This is a genomic window from Streptomyces ortus (genome assembly GCF_026341275.1).
Lineage (GTDB): Bacteria > Actinomycetota > Actinomycetes > Streptomycetales > Streptomycetaceae > Streptomyces > Streptomyces ortus.
The window spans coordinates 7,359,513-7,376,754 of record NZ_JAIFZO010000002.1; the positions used below are offsets into that span (position 1 = coordinate 7,359,513).

A 17,242-nucleotide genomic window follows, 5' to 3' on the forward strand; every position below is an offset into this window, starting at 1 on the left:
GATGGCCACCGAGGGGGACAGGACGCCGGCACCGACGGGCCGGGACGCGGAACACCGGTCCGCCAGGCGGGGCGTCGTCGGCCGGCTGTCCTGGGGACTGGCCGACCAGGCGGCCTCCAGCATGACCAACTTCGCGGTGGGCATCTACGTCGCACGCTCGCTGGGACTGACCGCGTTCGGCGTGTTCAGCCTGGCCTGGCTGACCTACGGCGTTGTGCTCAACGTGGCCCGAGGCCTCGCCACCGACCCTCTCGTCGTGCGCTTCAGCGGCGTACCGGAGGACACCTGGCGCGCGGCGGCGACCCGCTCCTCGGGTGCCGCGCTCGGCGTGGGCGCGGCCCTCGGCGCGGTGTGCCTGCTGGTCGGCCTCGGCCTGGGCGGACGGGTGGGACCGGCGTTCGTCTCCCTCGGCGTCGTCCTGCCCGCGCTGCTCCTCCAGGACGCCTGGCGGTTCGCGTTCTTCGCCGCGGGCGCCGGACGCAAGGCGTTCCTCAACGACCTCGTGTGGGGCGTCGCGCTCGTCCCGGCCATGGTGATCGCCGCCCGCGCGGACACCGTGGCCGCCTTCGTGCTCGCCTGGGGCGCGTCCGCCGCGGTCGCCGCCGTGTACGGCTGCTTCCAGTCCGGCATCCGGCCCCGGCTGACCCGGGCGCGCGGCTGGCTCCACGAACAGCGCGACCTCGGCTACCGCTACCTGGTCGAGAACGTCAGCCTCAGCGGCGCCAGCCAACTGCGGGCGTACGGGCTCGGGGTGATCGTCGGCGTCGGCGCGGTGGGCGCGGTCCGTGGGGCGGAACTGCTCCTCGGCCCGTTCCTCGCCCTCCTCATGGGCCTCTCGCTGGTCACCGTCGCGGAGGCGGCCCGCGTCCTGCGGCGGGCCCCGCACCGGCTGGCCCGGTTCTGCCTCCTCCTCGGCGGCGGACAGGCCGCCGCCGCGCTGCTCTGGGGCGCGGCCCTGCTGCTGATGCCGGACCGCGCGGGCGTGTTCGTGCTCGGCGGCGTCTGGGACTCCGCCTCGCAGCTCATCGTGCCCGCCACGCTGGGCGTCGCGGGCGCCGGACTCGGCAGCGGCGCGGCGGCCGGGCTGCGCGCGCTCGCCGCCGCCCGGCGCAGCCTGCGCTGCCAGCTCTTCGCCTCCGCCTGCTATGTCGGCGGCGGCCTCGGCGGGGCCGCCCTGGCCGGCACGGTCGGTTCGGCCTGGGGCGTCGCCGCCGCGACGCTCTGCGCCTCGGCCGTCTGGTGGCTGCAACTGCGCTCAGCCCTGCGCGAGCGCCATCACAACCCCATTCCCGAAGTGAGGACCTCATGACCGCCCAACCCAGGCTGAGCATCGGCCTGCCCGTCTACAACGGCGAGGAGTACCTCGCCGAGTCGCTCGACGCCCTGCTCGGCCAGACGTACGAGGACTTCGAGCTGGTCATCTCCGACAACGCCTCCGCCGACGGGACCGAGGACATCTGCCGCCGGTACGCCGCCAAGGACTCCCGCATCCGTTACATCCGGCTGCCCCGGAACATCGGCGCCGCCCCGAACCACAACTACGTGTTCACCGAGTGCCGCGGCGAACTGTTCAAGTGGGCCTCGCACGACGACCTGTACGCCCGTGACCTGCTGCGGGCCTGCGTCCAGGCCCTGGACGAGCGGCCGGACGTGGTCCTCGCGCACAGCGGCCAGGCGGTCATCGACGGCGAAGGAAAGGTCAAGGTCCCCTACGAGTACGGGCTGGCCACCGACTCGCCGCACGCGCCGGAACGCTTCCGCAGCCTGCTCTTCGAACCCGGCGGCGACGACTTCTACGGCGTGATGCGGGCCGACATGCTGCGCCGGGTCAAGCCGCACGACAGCTACCATCACGCGGACCGCACCTTCGTCGCCGAGATCACCCTGCACGGCCCCTTCCACCAGGTGCCCGAGCTGCTGTACTTCCGCCGCGACCACCCCACCCGCGCCGAGCGCGCCAACCCCTCCAAGCGCTCCCGCTGCGTCAACCTCGACCCGCGCCGGGCAGGAATCCTGCACCCGACGCCCCGGCTGCTCGCCGAGTACGTGTGGGGCTTCGCCTCGGCGATCCGGCGGGCGCCGCTGTCCCCGGCCGACCGGCGCGCCTGCTACCGCCACCTCGCCTCCTGGATGACCAGCCGGGCCCGGCCCGGCACCGGCGAACGGGTCGAGGACCGCGCCCCGGTCGACCCGGCCCTGCTCACCGTCTCCGTGGACGCCGTCGTCGCCGGCCGTGAGGGGAAGCGGGCATGACGAGCGGAGGCGGAACTGCCGTACGGGTCGGGGTGTTCGGCCTGCTCGGCTCCGGCAACCTCGGCAACGACGGCTCGTTGGAGGCCGTACTCGGCTACCTCCGCACCCGGCACCCGGACGCGGCCGTGGACGCGCTGTGCGGGGGGCCCGAGGCCGTCGCGGCCCGGTACGGGATCCGCGCGACCCGCCTGCACTGGTACCGGGGGGAGTACCGGACCGCCTCACGCCTGGGCGCGATCGCGGGCAAGGGTCTCGGCAAGCTGGTCGACGTCTTCCGCACCGCGGCCTGGGTGCGCCGCCACGACGTGGTGATCGTGCCCGGCATGGGCGTCCTGGAGGCCACGCTGCCCCTGCGGCCGTGGGGCTTCCCGTACGCGCTGTTCCTGCTCTGCGCGAGCGGCCGGCTCTTCGGTACGCGGGTCGCGCTGGTCGGCGTCGGCGCCGCCCCGATCAGGGACCGGGCGACCCGGGCCCTGGTCCGCCGCTCGGCGCGGCTGGCCGCGTACCGGTCGTACCGGGACGCCCTCTCCCGGGACGCGCTGCGGGACATGGGCGTGGACACGGCACACGACGAGGTCTACCCGGACCTGGCGTTCGCCCTGGCGACGCCGCGGGCAAGCGCACCCCAGGGTTCGTCCGGCACGGTGTGCGTCGGCGTGATGGACTTCCACGGCGGCAACGACGACCGGGCCGAGGCCGAGGACATCCACCGGCGCTACCTCGACGGGACCACCCGGTTCGTCCGCGCGCTGGCCGAGGACGGCAGACCGGTCAGGCTGCTCACCGGCGACGAGTGCGACGCGTCGGTGGTCGCCGCGATCCTCGAAGCGGTGGACTCACCGCTGGTCACCGCCTCCGAGGCGGCCTCGCTCGCCGACCTGATGACGGAGATGGCGGCGGCCGACACCGTCGTGGCGACCCGTTACCACAACCTGATCTGCGCGCTGAAGGTCGGCACACCGACCCTCGCGCTCAGCTACGCGGCGAAGAGCGAGGCACTGATGGCCCGGATGGGCCTCGACGCGTACTGTCACCCGGCCCGCGAGGTCGACGCCGACGAACTGCTGCGCCAGTTCGGCGAGTTGGAGGAGAGGGCGCCGGAGGTCCGGCGGACGCTCACCGAGCGGAACCTGCTCGCCACCCGCCAACTCGACGACCAGTTCACCGCGTTGACCGCGGCCCTCTTCCCGGCCGCCCACCCTGCCCATGCTCTGCGAGAGGCCTCATGAAAGCGACCGAAGTCCCGGCGATCGCCGGCGCGTACCTCTTCGAGCCGACGCCGTACGCCGACGAACGAGGCTTCTTCTGCCGCACCTTCGACGCCGACGTGGTCCGCTCGGTGGGCCTGGACCCGAACGCCTTCCTCCAGGACAGCGTGTCGCGCTCGGTCCGGGGCGTCCTGCGCGGCCTGCACCTGCGCTCCGGAGCGGGCGAGGCCAAGCTCGTGCGGTGCTCGTACGGGGAGATCTTCGACGTCGTCGTGGATCTGCGGCCGGACTCGCCGACGTACCGCAACGTGGCCTGCTTCGAGCTGTCGGGCGAGACGCAGAAGACGCTCTACATCCCGGCGGGCTGTGCGCACGGCTTCCAGGCGCTGACCGGGACGGCCGACACCTCCTACCGGATCGACCGCCCGCACGACCCGGCCGAGGACGTGACGATCGCCTTCGACGACCCGGAGCTGGCCGTGCCCTGGCCGCTGCCCGCCACCTCGATGTCCCAGCGGGACCGGGAGGCGCCGAGTCTCGCCGAGGTTCTGAAGCAGAGAGAGCTGACGTCATCGTGACCAGTGAAGAGTTCAGCCTGCCCCGGTCGCGGCTGGCCAACGAGCGGCTGCACGCCGTGATCCCCGGGGGCGCGCACACGTACGCCAAGGGCGACGACCAGTACCCCGAGCACCTGGCGCCGGTCATCGACCACGGCCGCGGCGCCCACGTCTGGGACGTGGACGGCAACCGCTACATCGAGTACGGCTCCGGCCTGCGGTCGGTCAGCCTCGGTCACGCCCACCCGCGCGTGACCGAGGCGGTACGCCGCGAACTGGACCGCGGCAGCAACTTCGTACGGCCGTCCATCGTGGAGGCCGAGGCCGCGGAACGCTTCCTGGCCACCGTGCCGACCGCCGAGATGGTGAAGTTCGCGAAGAACGGCTCGGACGCCACCACCGCGGCGATACGCCTGGCCCGCGCGGTCACCGGGCGCCGGCGGGTGGCCATCTGCGGCGACCACCCGTTCTTCTCCACGGACGACTGGTTCATCGGCACCACACCCATGTCGGCGGGCATCCCCCAGGAGACCACCGACCTCACGGTGACGTTCCCGTACGGGGACCTGGCGGCCACGGAGGAGTTGCTCAGCGGGCTCGGGGACGAGATCGCCTGCCTGATCCTCGAACCCGCCACGCACACCGAGCCGCCGCCCGGCTACCTCGCGGGCCTGCGCGCACTGGCCGACCGGCACGGCTGCGTCCTGGTCTTCGACGAGATGATCACCGGCCTCCGCTGGTCCGAGGCGGGCGCGCAGGGCCTGTACGGAGTCGTCCCCGACCTATCCACGTTCGGCAAGGCGCTGGGCAACGGGTTCGCCGTCTCCGCGCTGGCCGGGCGCCGCGAGCTGATGGAGCGGGGCGGACTGCGCCACTCCGGCGAGCGGGTGTTCCTGCTGTCCACGACGCACGGAGCGGAGACGCACTCCCTGGCGGCGGCGATGGCCGTGCAGGCCACCTACATCGAGGAGGGCATCACCGCGCGTCTGCACGCCCTCGGCGAGCGGCTGGCCGCCGGGGTCCGCGAAGCCGCCGCCGGCATGGGCGTCGGCGACCACGTCGTCGTCCGGGGCCGGGCCAGCAACCTGGTCTTCGCGACCCTCGACCACAACGGGCAGCCCTCGCAGGAGTACCGCACGCTGTTCCTGCACCGGCTGCTGGCGGGCGGGGTGCTCGCCCCGTCGTTCGTGGTGAGCAGCGCGCTCAGCGACGCCGACATCGAGCACACCGTGGACGTGGTGGCCCAGGCGTGCGCGGTGTACCGGAAGGCGCTGGACGCGGGAGACGCCACGCCGTGGCTGACCGGACGCCCGGTGAAGCCGGTGTTCCGCCGCCTGGCGTGACGGGGCGCCAACGGGGCGTCAACGGGGCTTCGGCCGACCGTGCGGACGACGGCGGTCGGCCACCCGGTCGACCGACCACGCCGCCGCCGGCACCACCGCCCACGCCGTGCACCAGCCGCCGAGGACGTCGGTCGGATAGTGCGCGCCCAGCGCGACCTGCGCCCAGCCCATGGCGGCGCCGGCCACGAGCCCCGCGGCGAGCACGAGCAGGGTGCCGCCCGCCCGGCCCAGGCCGAACCGGCCGACCGCGAGCAGCGCCACGACGAGCGCGAGCGCGGTGAGGAAGGCGGTGTGCCCGCTCGGGTAGGAGAGGTTGCCGGGACCGTGGATGGTGCGTTCCACCAGGGACTTGAGCAGCGTGGCCACCACCACGGTGACGCCGACGCCGACAACGACGAACACGGCAGCGCGATTTCGCCGCCGCAGCAGACAGCCCGCCACCGCGGCCAGGATCAGCGCCGCCGCTCCGACGGGCTCACCGAGGAAGTCGACGGCGAGCGCGAGGCCCCGCCACGGCGCCCGCACGCTGTCGTCGGTCGGCTCGACGAACCACCGGTCCACGGCGCCGGGTTCGGTGTGCCCGGCGTACATGACGCCGAGCGCGGCGACGACGACGGCGGCGAGAACCGCGATGAGCCCGAGCGGGGCGCGCAGTGCCGGGGGCAGTACGGCGGAGGGGGCGGGACGGGTATCGGTGTCTAAGGCCACCCTTGCCACCCTAGTCAACGAGGGGTCGCGCCAAACCGCCTATGAACGCGGCCCACGGGCCCCGGCGGACGTGCACCTCCGGCCCACCGGAGACGACTTTCGAGTCCCGCACGTACACGGCGTCGGAACTGACGGCCACCTCGACGCAGTTGCCGCCGTCCGATCCGCTGTAGCTGCTCGTGATCCAGGCCAGACGCTCGCTGCTGCTCATGTCGCTGTCTCTCCTGCCAGACGTTCGATGAGGCATGCAGACTGCTCGGTGTTGAGGGCCTGCGACCGCAGCATCCCATAGCGCAGACCGAGGTGGCTGGCCGCTCCGGCCTCGGCCACCACGACGCCGACGCCCTGTGACTCCACGTATCCGAAACGCTGGTTCTCCGCCGTCTCCAGCACGACGAAGGACCCGTTGAGGCCCAGGTGAAAGTCCCGTGCCGGGGGCATGACCTGAAGCTGTACGTTCTCCAGCTCGCCCACTGCCAGCAGGTGACGCAGTTGTCGGCGCATCACCTCGGCGCCGCCGACCGAGTTGGTCAGCGCCGTCTCGGCGATGACGAACGACAGGTCCACGGCGGGGGCCCTCGTGAGGATCTTCTGCCGGTTGAGGCGTGCCTCCGTGTGGTTGTCGACGACCTCCAACTCCAGCTTCGGCCGGTGGCCCGCGTACACGGCGCGCACGTACTCCTCCGTCTGCAACAAGCCCGGAATCAGCAACGGCTCGTACTCGAACCTGCTCACCGCGCCCGCCTCGATCAACGCGAAGTTCCGGAAGAACCTCGGCAGCTTCGCCCGGTCGACCTCCTCCTGCAACACCTGCAGGACGCCACCCGCGTCGAGCGCCCGGTCCGCCGCCGTGGTGAACGCGACCTTCGCCGGGCGCCGCCCCTGCTCGACGGACGCCACCTGCTCCAGCGAGTAGCCGATCGCCTCGCCGAGCTGCTGCTGGTTCCACCCCGCCCGCTTGCGCAGGTGCCGCAACAGCACCCCGTACGCCGACCAGGCCCCGGGCAGTTCGGCCCCCTCCTCCTTCGGCTTCGCCGCACGTACCGTCCTCACAGCCCACGCCCTTCCGTCCCGCTCCGCACCGGTCGATGTTCAACGCGGTTCGCGGAGACCGGGACACGCGGCGAACCCGTACAACTCCCGTACAAGCACGGCGTACGCCGTACGGGCAAGGCGACGTACGGCCGTCGTCCCTGGTCGGCGAACCGTTCGCCGCTCCACGCTGGGACGGTGACCCAAGATCAGCTCACCGACGCGACGCCGCCCCCGCCGCACACGTCCGCCCGCCGACTGGCCCTGTGCCTCAGCGGTACGAAACGCGGCGCCCGCCTGGCCCGGCACCTCACCGTCCAGCAGTTCACGGAGTGGACGGGCCTGCCGTACGACTCCGACCCGGCGCGGGCCGTCGCGCTGGTCGCTGCCGAGCTGGCGTCGAACGCGGTACGCCACGGCAGCCTCCCCGGGCGGGACGTCCGCCTGGCCCTGCGCCTCCTGCCGGACGGCCACCTCCACATCGAGGTGACGGACACCCGCCCCGAACACCTCCCGGCACCCGCGACGTCAGAGCCGGGGGACGGGACCTCGGGCCGCGGCCTGCTCCTGGTCCAGGCCTACGCGGACCGTTGGGGCCACACGGTCCACGACGCGTACACGAAGACGGTGTGGGCGGAGGTGCGCACGGGCCTGACACCGGTGCGCGAAAGGGATATTCACCTCTTGTGAACTGATTGCGGCGATCACATACTGACGTTGATCAACTGTCGCTTGCACGGAGTTGCACATGTCCCGTTACCGCCACGCCCTCGGCACCGCCCTGCTCGTCGTCGCCGTGCTGGCGGTCGGAGGCTGCGGGGGAGACACCGGACCCACGGCCACGCGCACGTCGCCCGTCCCGGCGGACGAGAAGGAAACGGAACCGAGTACGCCGACCGACGACGCGACGGACGATTCGGCCGACGACTCGGACGCGGTGGCGGGGGACGGCGCGTCGCTGGAGGACACGCTGACCGCCGCGGGTGTCGACGACGCCCTGGTCAACCGGCTCGGCGAGGTCGGCGACGCCAACAACTACGGCCTCGGGGTGGGTGTGGAGACCGACCTGGAGGACCGCCAGGGACTGGCGGTCCTCCAGGTCGACGCATGCCGCAACGTGGACGTCGGCTACCGGACCTGGCGGGGCATCCGGTACGCGGACGAGGCGAACGGCGCCACCGAGGAGCAGGCCGCCGCGATGGCCGACTTCCTGCGGACGGAGTTCTGCCCGCACGTCAAACCCCTGAAGGAGGCCCCGCTTCCCGAGCAGACCCTCGACGCGGCGCCGGAGGACGACCTGGGCGGCCGGGGCATCGCCTCGCCGCTGACCTGGTGGGACGCACGCCATCCGCGCGTCTCGTGGTCCAAGGAGTGCGCGGCACAGACGGGAATGCCGAGCGGTGATCCCGTGGCCTACCGCCTGGCGAAGGACGAGGTGGTCTGCGCCACGGTGCCGTCCGCCGCGTCCCTGAAGAACCACCTCATCAGCGTGGACGTCGTCTTCGCGTCCCCGGTCGACGAGGACAGGGCACGCAAGGCGGCCCTCGCCCTGCTCCCGTCCGACGCGTCGCCGACGGAACCGACGGAGGGCACCAACCCCGACTGGTCGTACCTGGGCGGGGGCTGCCTGAACAACAACTTCCGCACGGCGACGATGAAAAACCTGACCGAGCGCTTGGGCAAGGACGCGGAACCCTGGGCATCCGCGCTCTACTACTCCGACGGAGCGACCGAGGACGGAGCGGTGGGGGACTACACGGGCAAGGTAAAACAGATCGCCCTGTCCACGGACGCCAACGAGCCGGGCGAGTCCGGCGAACTGACCTGCTGATCCACCCGGTCCCGAGGTCTCGTCGCCTTCCGCCCTCCGCGCGGGCGTACGGCGTCTGAGGTGTCGACGACACCGGCGATATCACCGATGGCGTGGAGCCGGAGCGGTCCTATGGTGATGCTGCTCCACGCGCGGCGCGGGTCCCCACGGCCCGGTCGCGAAGCGTCCCTTCCGGTCCCTTGCGCACGCAGGACCGTGCACCGTTCCCACGCGCCATCCGAGACGACCTCGTTGCTTCCGTGAGGTGACCCTACGGACGGGCAGGCCGGGGCTCGACCAGCCCTGAGCAGGCCGCACCACCGGAGTCACCGCTCCCGTGTCACCCACGGAACCTGGTGAAAGGACCGATCGTGCAAGCATCCCCCACATCCATGTCCGCATCCGCGCCGGCTCCGGAGAGCGCGGCGCGCCCCCGCCGACCGCGTGGTCGGCTCGGTGCGCTGCTGGCCACGGCCGCCGTACTCGCCGGTCTCACCACCTCCTTCACCGGTGTCGCGGACGCCGCCGCGGCCAACCCCTACGAGCGCGGCCCGGCGCCGACCACCGCCAGCATCGAGGCCGCGCGAGGCTCGTACGCCGTCTCGCAGACGACCGTGGCCCGGACCAGCGGTTTCGGCGGCGGGACCGTGTACTACCCGACCAGTACCAGCGACGGCACGTTCGGAGCGGTGGCCATCGCGCCCGGGTTCACCGCTTCGCAGTCGGCGGTGTCGTGGCTGGGACCCAGACTGGCCTCCCAGGGCTTCGTCGTGATCACCATCGACACCCTCAGCACCCTCGACCAGCCGGCCGCCCGCGGCGACCAACTGCTCGCTGCACTCGACTACTTGACGCAGAGCAGCAGCGTCCGTACCCGGATCGACAGCACCCGGCTCGGCGTCATGGGGCACTCCATGGGCGGTGGCGGCTCGCTCGAAGCGGCCAAGGACCGGCCGTCGTTGCAGGCCGCGGTCCCGCTCACACCGTGGAACACGGACAAGACCTGGCCTGAGGTCCAGACGCCCACCCTGATCGTCGGAGCGGACGGTGACACGGTCGCGCCGGTCTCCTCGCACGCCGAACCCTTCTACACCAGCCTGCCGTCCGCCCTGAACCGCGCGTACCTGGAGCTGAACGGCGCCACGCACTCCGCCCCGACCTCGTCGAACACCACGGTCGCGAAGTACAGCCTCTCCTGGCTGAAGCGGTTCATCGACAACGACACCCGCTACGAACAGTTCCTGTGCCCGCTGCCCGCGGCGAGCGCCACCATCGAGGAGTACCGGGGCAACTGCCCGCACACCGGCTGAGCCGGTCAGGCCCGGGTGAACGCCCGGATGGCCCGCGTCAGGGCGGCGGGCTGGTCCAGCGGCAGCAGGGAGTAGCTGTCCGGGACCTCCACCAGCCGGCCCTGGGGCAGGGCCGCGGGCAAGCGGTGCCCGTGGTCGGCGGGCATCACGCGGTCCTTCTCGGCCGGGACGACCAGGGCGGGCCGGTCGAAGGACGGCAGCCGTTCGGCGGCCTCGACCAGGGCCGTGCGGTGCGCGGAGATGCCCCGCAGCACCCGGACCGTGTCGCGGCGGATCGCCGGCCGCTCACCTCGGCAAGGCGCACCGACATGAGGGCGACCCGGTCGTAGCTCCAGTTGGTCCAGCGACCGCGACGGCTGTTCCCGTACGTCGATCGATGTACCCTCCGGACGACGCCCTTGACCTGCAGGCCAGGCAGGGAGCAGCCGAATCGGGAGTTTCCTCATGCTTCGTACCATGTTCAAGTCCAAGATCCACCGTGCCACCGTCACCCAGGCCGACCTGCACTACGTCGGCTCCGTCACCGTCGACGCCGATCTCCTCGACGCCGCCGACCTGCTGCCCGGCGAGCTGGTGCACATCGTCGACATCACGAACGGCGCCCGGCTGGAGACGTACGTCATCGAGGGGGAGCGCGGGTCGGGGGTCATCGGCATCAACGGCGCCGCGGCCCACCTCGTGCACCCCGGCGATCTGGTGATCCTCATCAGTTACGCGCAGGTCTCCGACGCCGAGGCGCGTGCGCTGAGGCCGCGCGTCGTGCACGTGGACGGCGACAATCGGATCGTGGCACTCGGTACGGACCCGTCCGAGCCGGTACCGGGCTCGGACCAGGAGCGGAGCCCGCGGTCCGTCCCGGCCTGACCCTCACCCGTACCGCCTCCGCAGCCTCACCGTACCCACGAGGAGAGTCCATGAGTGAGATCACCATCCGCGACGACCGGGGCCGCGGCCTCCTGGAGGCGTACTCCGGGGACGAAGTGGCGGGGCGCATCGCGTACTTCGTCCTCGAAAGCCCCGGCCGCGCGCTGGTCCCGGTGCACACCACCGTGGAGCCCGCCCACGAGGGCAAGGGCATCGCGGGCTCCCTCGCCCGGGAGCTGTACGCGATCTCCGCGCGCGAGGGCGTGCCGGTCGCGCCCCTGTGCCCGTACGTCGTGAAGTGGGCCGAGCGGCACCCGGACGAGGCGCCGACCGCCGACCCCGCGCTGCTGAGCGCGGCGAAGGAGTGGCTTGAGGCCCACCCCGGCCGGTTCTGAGCGACCCGTCGCCGGGGAGGCGGTACTCATGGCGCGGGTGCGTGGGGGCTGGGCCCGTAGTTCCCCGCCCCCCCCCGGCAGGGAAGGGGCCACATGGCCCCGTTCGGACCGCGACCGGGTGAGTGGGTGCGCGGGAGCCGGGTAGGCGGGGGACAAGTCCAGAGCCGACGTTCCCTCTGGCTGGAGGACATGATGACGCAACCGTTCCCCGATCCCGTACATCCGGATCCCACGCCCGGTCCGGGCCCAGCCCCCGGCCCGGACCGGCCGCAGCCCTTCCCGGAACCGGAGCCCGCACCGGGCCCGGTGCCGACCCCGACGCCCCGCCCGGTGCCGGCACCGCCCCCGCGCCCGGCTCCCGGGCCGGACCCGACCCCGACGCCGGAACCCCGGCCGGACCCGTTGGGCTGAGGCGGACGACGCCTCGAACAAGCGGCGGGCGGGTCGTGTGGACATCTCCACACCGACCCGCCCGCCGCTTTTCGGCCTCTCAGCCCCTCAGCCGGAGACCTCGGACCGGTCCCCGCCCCACAGCGTGTGGAACGAGCCCTCCCGGTCGGTCCGCCGGTAGGTGTGCGCCCCGAAGAAGTCCCGCTGCCCCTGGGTGAGCGCCGCGGGCAGCCGCTCCGCACGCAGCGCGTCGTAGTAGGCGAGCGCCGCAGCGAACCCCGGCGTCGGCACCCCCTGCCGCACCGCGGAGACGAGCACCGCGCGCCAGTCGTCCTGCGCCGCCGCGATCTCCTGCGCGAACGTGTCGTCGGAGAGCAGGCTCGGCAGATCCGCGCGGGCGTCGTACGCGGCCCGGATCCGGTCCAGGAACGCCGCCCGGATGATGCAGCCCCCGCGCCAGATCGAGGCGACCGCGCCCAGGTCGATGTTCCAGTCGTACTCGGCACTGCCGGCCGAGACCTCGTGGAAGCCCTGCGTGTAGGAAACGATCTTCGACGCGTACAGCGCCTGCTCCACCTGGTCGGCGAAGGCCGCCGCTTCGGACTCGCTCAGCGCGGTGGCCGAAGGCCCGGCGAGGCCGCGGGAGGCCTCGCGCAGCGCGCTGTGGCCCGACAGCGACCGGGCGAAGACCGCCTCGGCGATACCCGACACCGGAACGCCCAGGTCGAGGGCGATCTGCACGGTCCAGCGGCCCGTGCCCTTCTGCTCGGCCTGGTCCTGGACCACGTCCACGAACGGCTTGCCCGTCGCCGCGTCCACGTGCGACAGCACCTCGGCGGTGATCTCGATCAGGTACGAGTCGAGCCGGCCGGTGTTCCAGGTGCGGAAGATGTCGGCGATCTGCGCGGGGGAGTAGCCCGCCACGTCACGCAGCAGCTGGTACGCCTCGCCGATCAGCTGCATGTCGGCGTACTCGATGCCGTTGTGCACCATCTTCACGAAGTGACCGGCGCCGTCGGGACCGACGTGGGTGACACACGGCGAGCCGTCCTCGGCCTTCGCGGAGATCTTCTCCAGCATCGGGCCCAGCGACTCGTACGACTCGACCGGACCGCCCGGCATGATGCTGGGGCCGTTGAGCGCGCCCTCCTCGCCGCCGGAGATGCCCGCACCGACGAAGTGGATGCCCTGCTCGCGCAGCTCGCGCTCCCGGCGCCGGGTGTCCGCGAAGTGGGCGTTGCCGCCATCGATGATCATGTCGCCGGGCTCCAGGAGCGGGGCGAACTCCTGGATCACCGCGTCGGTCGGCTCACCGGCCTTCACCATGATCACCAGGCGGCGGGGCCGCTCCAGCGCGGCCACGAACTCCTTGGCCGTCTCCGTCGCGATGAAGTCGCCCTCACTGCCGAACTCCTCCACCAGCGCGTGCGTGCGCGCCGCCGTGCGGTTGTGCAGGGCGACGGCGTATCCGTTCCGCGCGAAGTTGCGGGCGAGATTGCGCCCCATCACCGCGAGTCCCGTGACGCCGATCTGCGCTGAGTTGCTCATACGGTTTGGCTCCTAAGATCCTGAATCAGTGGTGCCGGTCCTGCCCGCCAGTATTGACCCACCGACCATCCTGACTTGCCGGTTCTCCGACCGCACATCCTGCCTTGCCGACGATGTGTACGCAGATGAGGCGCCCTCGCCTCACCCTCCCGGCGAACTTCACCCGCGTACGTGCCACCGGCATGGGTGCCGACCGTCGCGAACGAAGGCGCATTCCTGGTCACTTGGCGGGACAGGGAGGCTGATTGCCCTCTTGTCATGGCCTGTTAGCAGCGTTTACTTTTGCCGCTCCTGACGCTTGTTGAGGGGGCACCTTCATGGCCGTACGCGGCCGGCACCGCCGGTATCAGCCCAACAGGATCAACCGCGCGTCACTCACTGTCACGGTGGGCGGTGCCGGAATGGCGATACCGCTCATCGGGACCGGCGTCGCGAACGCGGCCGACGTGGACACCTGGAACAAGGTCGCCGCCTGCGAGTCCACCAGCAACTGGCACATCAACACGGGCAACGGCTACTACGGCGGGCTCCAGTTCAGCCGGTCCACCTGGGAGGCCTACGGCGGCCGGGCCTACGCGGCCCGCGCCGACCTCGCCACCAAGGACCAGCAGATCGCCGTCGCCGAGAAGGTCCTGGACAGCCAGGGGCCGGGCGCCTGGCCCACCTGCTCGCAGCGGGCGGGCCTCACCCGCGGTGGCGGCGACCCCGACATCAGTCCCTCGGGCGCCTCCACGCAGACCACCAAGCGCAAGGCCGACGTACAGCCGCAGACCACGCCCCAGTCCCGGGCGGGGACCGCCGAGATGTACACGGTCGTGCACGGCGACACGCTCTCCGAGATCGCGGGCACCCGGAAGATACCCGGCGGCTGGCGGCAGTTGTACGAAGCCAACCGCAAGACCGTCGGCGGCGACCCGGACCTGATCGTGCCCGGCCAGCGGCTGAGCCTGCACGGCAAGGCGCCCGGTTCGAACGGCAGCCCGTCGACGTCCGGCAAGACACGGACGAAGGACCAGAAGCAGAAGAAGGACGACAAGGCCAAGAAGGAGAAGGCGGAAAAGGCGGAAAAGGCGGAGAAGGCAGAGAGGGCCGGGGAGAAGGCGGAGAAGAAGACCCACTCCGCCACCCACACCCTCACCGCCCCGGTGAGCGCCGGCACCGGGACTCCGTACCACGCCGCGGGTTCCTCCTGGTCCAAGGGCTACCACACGGGCGTCGACTTCCCGGTGCCGACCGGCACGTCCGTGAAGTCGGTCGGGGCCGGCAGCGTGGTGACGGCGGGATGGGGCGGCTCTTTCGGCTACCAGGTGGTGGTCAGGCACGGCGACGGCCGCTACACCCAGTACGCCCATCTGTCCGCGATCTCCGTGAAGGCCGGGCAGAGTGTGGGTGCCGGCCAGCGCATCGGCCGGTCCGGCTCCACGGGCAACAGTTCGGGCCCGCATCTGCACTTCGAGGTGCGGACGGGGCCCGGTTTCGGCAGCGACATCGATCCGGTCGCGTACCTGCGCGCCGGCGGCGTCAGGATTTGACGCAGGCGCGCAGCATCATCGGGGCGGGCAGCAGGGGCAGGCACGGAAGGCCGTAGGAGAGGCCTTCGGGCCACACCAACCCGTCCGGGCCGTCCGGCAGCAGGTCGTCGTCGGGCGGCGGGGGCCCGTTGGACCCGGGCGGGGCGGCCAGGGCCCTCTCGCGTCCGGCGGCGAGCATCCCCCCGGCCGCCACCGGCGTCCCCTCCCGGCCGGGCGGGCGCGCCTGCTCACGTACGCCGTGATCCGTGCGTGCCGCCGGTGTGAGCGACTCGGTGCGCACCGCAGGCACCGTGAACGATCCCTCTCGTGCACCCACCGACGTATACGCCGTGTCCCGCGCTCCCGAGGAGACCAGCCGCTCGGCGGAGACGGTGGCGGTGGCGGGCTGCTCGGGAGGAAAAAGCGCGGCACCCGAGGGAACCGGCGCGACCGGCCGCGTACGCTCCGAGCCGCTGATCCGCTCCGTGGTGAGCAGGATCAGGCCGCCCGCGGCGACGACCCCGCAGCCGAGGGCAAGCATGGTGCCCGTCTCGCCGTAGCGGAACGTCTCGCCGAACATCGTCAGCCCCACCGCGGCGGCCACGATCGGGTTCACGACGGTCAGCGTGGCCAGCGGGGCCGCGAGGCCGGCGCCCCGGTAGGAGGCCTGGGACAGCAGCATTCCGGCGGTCGCCAGCACACCGATCACGGCGAGGCTCGGCAGGTCGGCGAGCGCGACGCCGCCCGTCCAGTCCACCGCGACGGTCTTCGTGAACACCGAGGACATACCGAAGGCGACACCCGCCGCGATCGCGAGCAGCACGCTGCGTACGGCCGGGTGCCGGTGCGCGGCGCGGGCCGCCGTCATCAGCGCCACCACCGCACCGCCGGTGACCAGGGCCACCACGACGCGCTGGGCGCTGTTCAGGGACTGGGAGTCGGCGGTGCCGACCAGGGCCAGGATGCCGGCCAGACCGACCGTCGCCATGATCGCGCCCCGCCAGGCGGCGGCTCCGGCCCTGCGGCGGACGAACACGGCGGCCATGGGCAGCGCGAACACGATGGTCAGCGCGCCCAGCGGCTGGACCAGGCTGAGCGGACCGTAGGCCAGCGCCACCACGTGCAGCAGTCCGCCGAGCGCGTTCAGGCCGACCGCGGCCCACCAGGCGAGCTGGCGCATGGGGGCGTACGTACGGTCGGGCGTGGTCGCCGCGACGCGTTCCTGCACGATGGCCCCGCCCGCGTAGGCGACGGCGGAGACGAGGGAGAGAACGACGGAAAGCACCAGTGCGCTCATGCCTCTCTCCTCTGCGTGTGGCGGACGCGCTCCGGCGGGTGAAGAGTCCGGTGCGGCGAACGGTCGGCTTCCATACTGATGACGATCCCTTGTGAGAGGTCCCGTGTCGTCGTCCCTGAGCAGTCATTGGGTCCTACTGCCGATGGAGTACAACTCGGGCCGAGTCCTCCCCAGGTCGGGTGACACGAAGTACAACCCGCCCTCCGGCGCCGTTATGCCCCCTTGGTCTACTTGTTCTTCGTGAATCTCGATCCGGACCTCGATCGGCTCGCCGCTCTCGAAGGCTTCTTCGCCCTGCGCACGGGACTACCGCGGGTACGCGCCGGACGACCGCCGCTGCCGACGCTCGCCGAGGTCTACGCGACCGCGCCGCGCGATGTCACCGATGAGCTTCCCAGCGGCGACGAGCCCGATCCACTCGGTTTCCGGGTCCGCAAGGTCGTCCGGCTGCTGGCCGCGCCGGAGGCGCGCGTCGGAGTGTCCGTGGCGCAGCAGGGGCTCGCCGCCCGGCTGTGGTCCGTGGCCCTGGGCGCGGCCGTGCTCTACGGCCGGGTGCCCGACCTGGACCCCGCGCTGCTGCGCTGGGACGCCGACGGCAGCGCGCCCGACGACCTGTGGCTGGCGGAGGTGCGCGCGCTGCCCGGCGACGCGGCGACGATCCGGCGGCTCGTGCACGACGGCCACCTGGAACCCCTCTCGGTGGCGCTGCGAGCCCGCCACCCGGTGGCCGCGGGGCTGCTGCGGGGCAACGCGGCCTCCGCCCTCGCGAGCACCGCACGCCTGCTGGACGGCTGGGCCGCCGCCCACGGCCGTACGGACGTACGCGCTCGGGTGCGCGCGCTGACCGCCGACCTCCTCGGCCACCCCGACCTGCGGGACACCGGCGACTGGACCGGAACTGTTTTCCGGCGGCGCAGTTGCTGCCTCTATTACCGGGTACCAGGTGGCGGGGTGTGCGGCGACTGCTGCTTCACGAAGGCGCCGCGCTCTTCCCCAACCGACCCATCTGGGTGACC

18 protein-coding genes are annotated in these 17,242 nt (G+C 72.3%); 12 read left to right on the plus strand and 6 right to left on the minus strand.

Annotation, left to right across the window (positions count from 1 at the left end; translation table 11 throughout):
• The first annotated feature begins 1 nt into the window (after position 1).
• The 5 genes from K3769_RS35155 to K3769_RS35175 are packed head-to-tail and all read left to right on the plus strand — an operon-like array spanning position 2 to position 5,361.
• Positions 2 to 1,309: an MATE family efflux transporter gene (locus K3769_RS35155; RefSeq protein WP_267030263.1), complete on the plus strand. Its 1,308-nt coding sequence runs from the start codon at positions 2 to 4 to the stop codon at positions 1,307 to 1,309.
• Complete coding sequence (locus tag K3769_RS35160) at positions 1,306 to 2,253, plus strand: glycosyltransferase family 2 protein (RefSeq protein ID WP_267030264.1); 948 nt, start codon at positions 1,306 to 1,308, stop codon at positions 2,251 to 2,253. Before K3769_RS35155 ends, K3769_RS35160 begins: the two co-directional genes overlap by 4 nt.
• On the plus strand, positions 2,250 to 3,482 hold the full coding sequence (locus tag K3769_RS35165) for a polysaccharide pyruvyl transferase family protein (RefSeq protein ID WP_267030265.1): 1,233 nt from the start codon (positions 2,250 to 2,252) through the stop codon (positions 3,480 to 3,482). Before K3769_RS35160 ends, K3769_RS35165 begins: the two co-directional genes overlap by 4 nt.
• Positions 3,479 to 4,039, plus strand: a complete 561-nt coding sequence (rfbC, locus tag K3769_RS35170; protein WP_267030266.1) for a dTDP-4-dehydrorhamnose 3,5-epimerase — start codon at positions 3,479 to 3,481, stop codon at positions 4,037 to 4,039. Before K3769_RS35165 ends, rfbC begins: the two co-directional genes overlap by 4 nt.
• A complete protein-coding gene (locus K3769_RS35175) occupies positions 4,036 to 5,361 on the plus strand; it encodes a glutamate-1-semialdehyde 2,1-aminomutase (RefSeq protein WP_267030267.1) in 1,326 nt (441 codons plus the stop codon). Before rfbC ends, K3769_RS35175 begins: the two co-directional genes overlap by 4 nt.
• An 18-nt stretch (positions 5,362 to 5,379) precedes the next feature.
• On the opposite strand, the gene K3769_RS35180 is transcribed toward K3769_RS35175, so the two are convergent.
• The 3 genes from K3769_RS35180 to K3769_RS35190 are packed head-to-tail and all read right to left on the minus strand — an operon-like array spanning position 5,380 to position 7,122.
• Entirely contained in the window at positions 5,380 to 6,069 is a 690-nt protein-coding gene (locus tag K3769_RS35180; protein ID WP_267030268.1) for a phosphatase PAP2 family protein, read from the minus strand.
• Between the two features lie 10 nt (positions 6,070 to 6,079).
• A complete protein-coding gene (locus K3769_RS35185; protein ID WP_267030269.1) occupies positions 6,080 to 6,280 on the minus strand; it encodes a DUF397 domain-containing protein in 201 nt (66 codons plus the stop codon).
• Positions 6,277 to 7,122 carry a helix-turn-helix domain-containing protein gene (locus K3769_RS35190; RefSeq protein WP_267030270.1) on the minus strand — a complete coding sequence of 282 codons (846 nt, stop codon included), beginning with the start codon at positions 7,120 to 7,122 and terminating at the stop codon, positions 6,277 to 6,279. The genes K3769_RS35185 and K3769_RS35190 overlap by 4 nt, the downstream gene beginning before the upstream one ends.
• A gap of 177 nt (positions 7,123 to 7,299) precedes the next feature.
• Between K3769_RS35190 and K3769_RS35195 the strand changes: the two genes are divergently transcribed.
• The 3 genes from K3769_RS35195 to bdeA all read left to right on the plus strand — a co-directional run bounded on the left by K3769_RS35195 (position 7,300) and on the right by bdeA (position 10,221).
• Positions 7,300 to 7,791, plus strand: a complete 492-nt coding sequence (locus K3769_RS35195; RefSeq protein WP_267030271.1) for an ATP-binding protein — start codon at positions 7,300 to 7,302, stop codon at positions 7,789 to 7,791.
• Between the two features lie 58 nt (positions 7,792 to 7,849).
• Entirely contained in the window at positions 7,850 to 8,932 is a 1,083-nt protein-coding gene (locus K3769_RS35200; RefSeq protein WP_267030272.1) for a hypothetical protein, read from the plus strand.
• 371 nt (positions 8,933 to 9,303) lie between these two features.
• Positions 9,304 to 10,221 (plus strand): bis(hydroxyethyl) terephthalate hydrolase, encoded by a 918-nt coding sequence (bdeA, locus tag K3769_RS35205; RefSeq protein ID WP_267030273.1) that lies wholly within the window; start codon positions 9,304 to 9,306, stop codon positions 10,219 to 10,221.
• Positions 10,222 to 10,226: 5 nt separating this feature from the next.
• On the opposite strand, the gene K3769_RS35210 is transcribed toward bdeA, so the two are convergent.
• A complete protein-coding gene (locus K3769_RS35210) occupies positions 10,227 to 10,475 on the minus strand; it encodes an alpha/beta fold hydrolase (RefSeq protein ID WP_308216425.1) in 249 nt (82 codons plus the stop codon).
• Between the two features lie 190 nt (positions 10,476 to 10,665).
• On the opposite strand from K3769_RS35210, the gene panD reads away from it, so the two are divergent.
• Together panD and K3769_RS35220 are read left to right on the plus strand one after the other, a co-directional pair.
• Positions 10,666 to 11,085 (plus strand): aspartate 1-decarboxylase, encoded by a 420-nt coding sequence (panD, locus tag K3769_RS35215; RefSeq protein ID WP_267030274.1) that lies wholly within the window; start codon positions 10,666 to 10,668, stop codon positions 11,083 to 11,085.
• A 50-nt stretch (positions 11,086 to 11,135) separates the two neighbouring features.
• Entirely contained in the window at positions 11,136 to 11,480 is a 345-nt protein-coding gene (locus tag K3769_RS35220) for a GNAT family N-acetyltransferase (protein ID WP_267030275.1), read from the plus strand.
• Positions 11,481 to 11,978: 498 nt separating this feature from the next.
• On the opposite strand, the gene gnd is transcribed toward K3769_RS35220, so the two are convergent.
• Complete coding sequence (gene gnd / locus K3769_RS35225) at positions 11,979 to 13,418, minus strand: NADP-dependent phosphogluconate dehydrogenase (RefSeq protein WP_267030276.1); 1,440 nt, start codon at positions 13,416 to 13,418, stop codon at positions 11,979 to 11,981.
• 317 nt (positions 13,419 to 13,735) lie between these two features.
• Between gnd and K3769_RS35230 the strand changes: the two genes are divergently transcribed.
• Positions 13,736 to 14,950, plus strand: a complete 1,215-nt coding sequence (locus tag K3769_RS35230) for a transglycosylase family protein (RefSeq protein WP_267030277.1) — start codon at positions 13,736 to 13,738, stop codon at positions 14,948 to 14,950.
• On the opposite strand, the gene K3769_RS35235 is transcribed toward K3769_RS35230, so the two are convergent.
• On the minus strand, positions 14,940 to 16,226 hold the full coding sequence (locus tag K3769_RS35235; RefSeq protein ID WP_267030278.1) for a DMT family transporter: 1,287 nt from the start codon (positions 16,224 to 16,226) through the stop codon (positions 14,940 to 14,942). The genes K3769_RS35230 and K3769_RS35235 overlap by 11 nt on opposite strands.
• A gap of 240 nt (positions 16,227 to 16,466) precedes the next feature.
• Between K3769_RS35235 and K3769_RS35240 the strand changes: the two genes are divergently transcribed.
• Positions 16,467 to 17,240, plus strand: a complete 774-nt coding sequence (locus tag K3769_RS35240; RefSeq protein WP_267030279.1) for a (2Fe-2S)-binding protein — start codon at positions 16,467 to 16,469, stop codon at positions 17,238 to 17,240.
• The last annotated feature ends 2 nt before the right edge of the window (positions 17,241 to 17,242 follow it).

Bases quoted from the DNA above. Each gene is read 5' to 3' on its own strand.
- K3769_RS35165 (WP_267030265.1), top strand. From the start codon at position 2,250: ATGACGAGCGGAGGCGGAACTGCCGTACGGGTCGGGGTGTTCGGCCTG.
- bdeA (WP_267030273.1), top strand. From the start codon at position 9,304: ATGTCCGCATCCGCGCCGGCTCCGGAGAGCGCGGCGCGCCCCCGCCGA.
- K3769_RS35185 (WP_267030269.1), bottom strand. From the start codon at position 6,280: ATGAGCAGCAGCGAGCGTCTGGCCTGGATCACGAGCAGCTACAGCGGA.
- rfbC (WP_267030266.1), top strand. From the start codon at position 3,479: ATGAAAGCGACCGAAGTCCCGGCGATCGCCGGCGCGTACCTCTTCGAG.
- panD (WP_267030274.1), top strand. From the start codon at position 10,666: ATGCTTCGTACCATGTTCAAGTCCAAGATCCACCGTGCCACCGTCACC.
- K3769_RS35155 (WP_267030263.1), top strand. From the start codon at position 2: ATGGCCACCGAGGGGGACAGGACGCCGGCACCGACGGGCCGGGACGCG.
- K3769_RS35200 (WP_267030272.1), top strand. From the start codon at position 7,850: ATGTCCCGTTACCGCCACGCCCTCGGCACCGCCCTGCTCGTCGTCGCC.
- K3769_RS35235 (WP_267030278.1), bottom strand. From the start codon at position 16,226: ATGAGCGCACTGGTGCTTTCCGTCGTTCTCTCCCTCGTCTCCGCCGTC.
- K3769_RS35230 (WP_267030277.1), top strand. From the start codon at position 13,736: ATGGCCGTACGCGGCCGGCACCGCCGGTATCAGCCCAACAGGATCAAC.
- gnd (WP_267030276.1), bottom strand. From the start codon at position 13,418: ATGAGCAACTCAGCGCAGATCGGCGTCACGGGACTCGCGGTGATGGGG.
- K3769_RS35220 (WP_267030275.1), top strand. From the start codon at position 11,136: ATGAGTGAGATCACCATCCGCGACGACCGGGGCCGCGGCCTCCTGGAG.
- K3769_RS35160 (WP_267030264.1), top strand. From the start codon at position 1,306: ATGACCGCCCAACCCAGGCTGAGCATCGGCCTGCCCGTCTACAACGGC.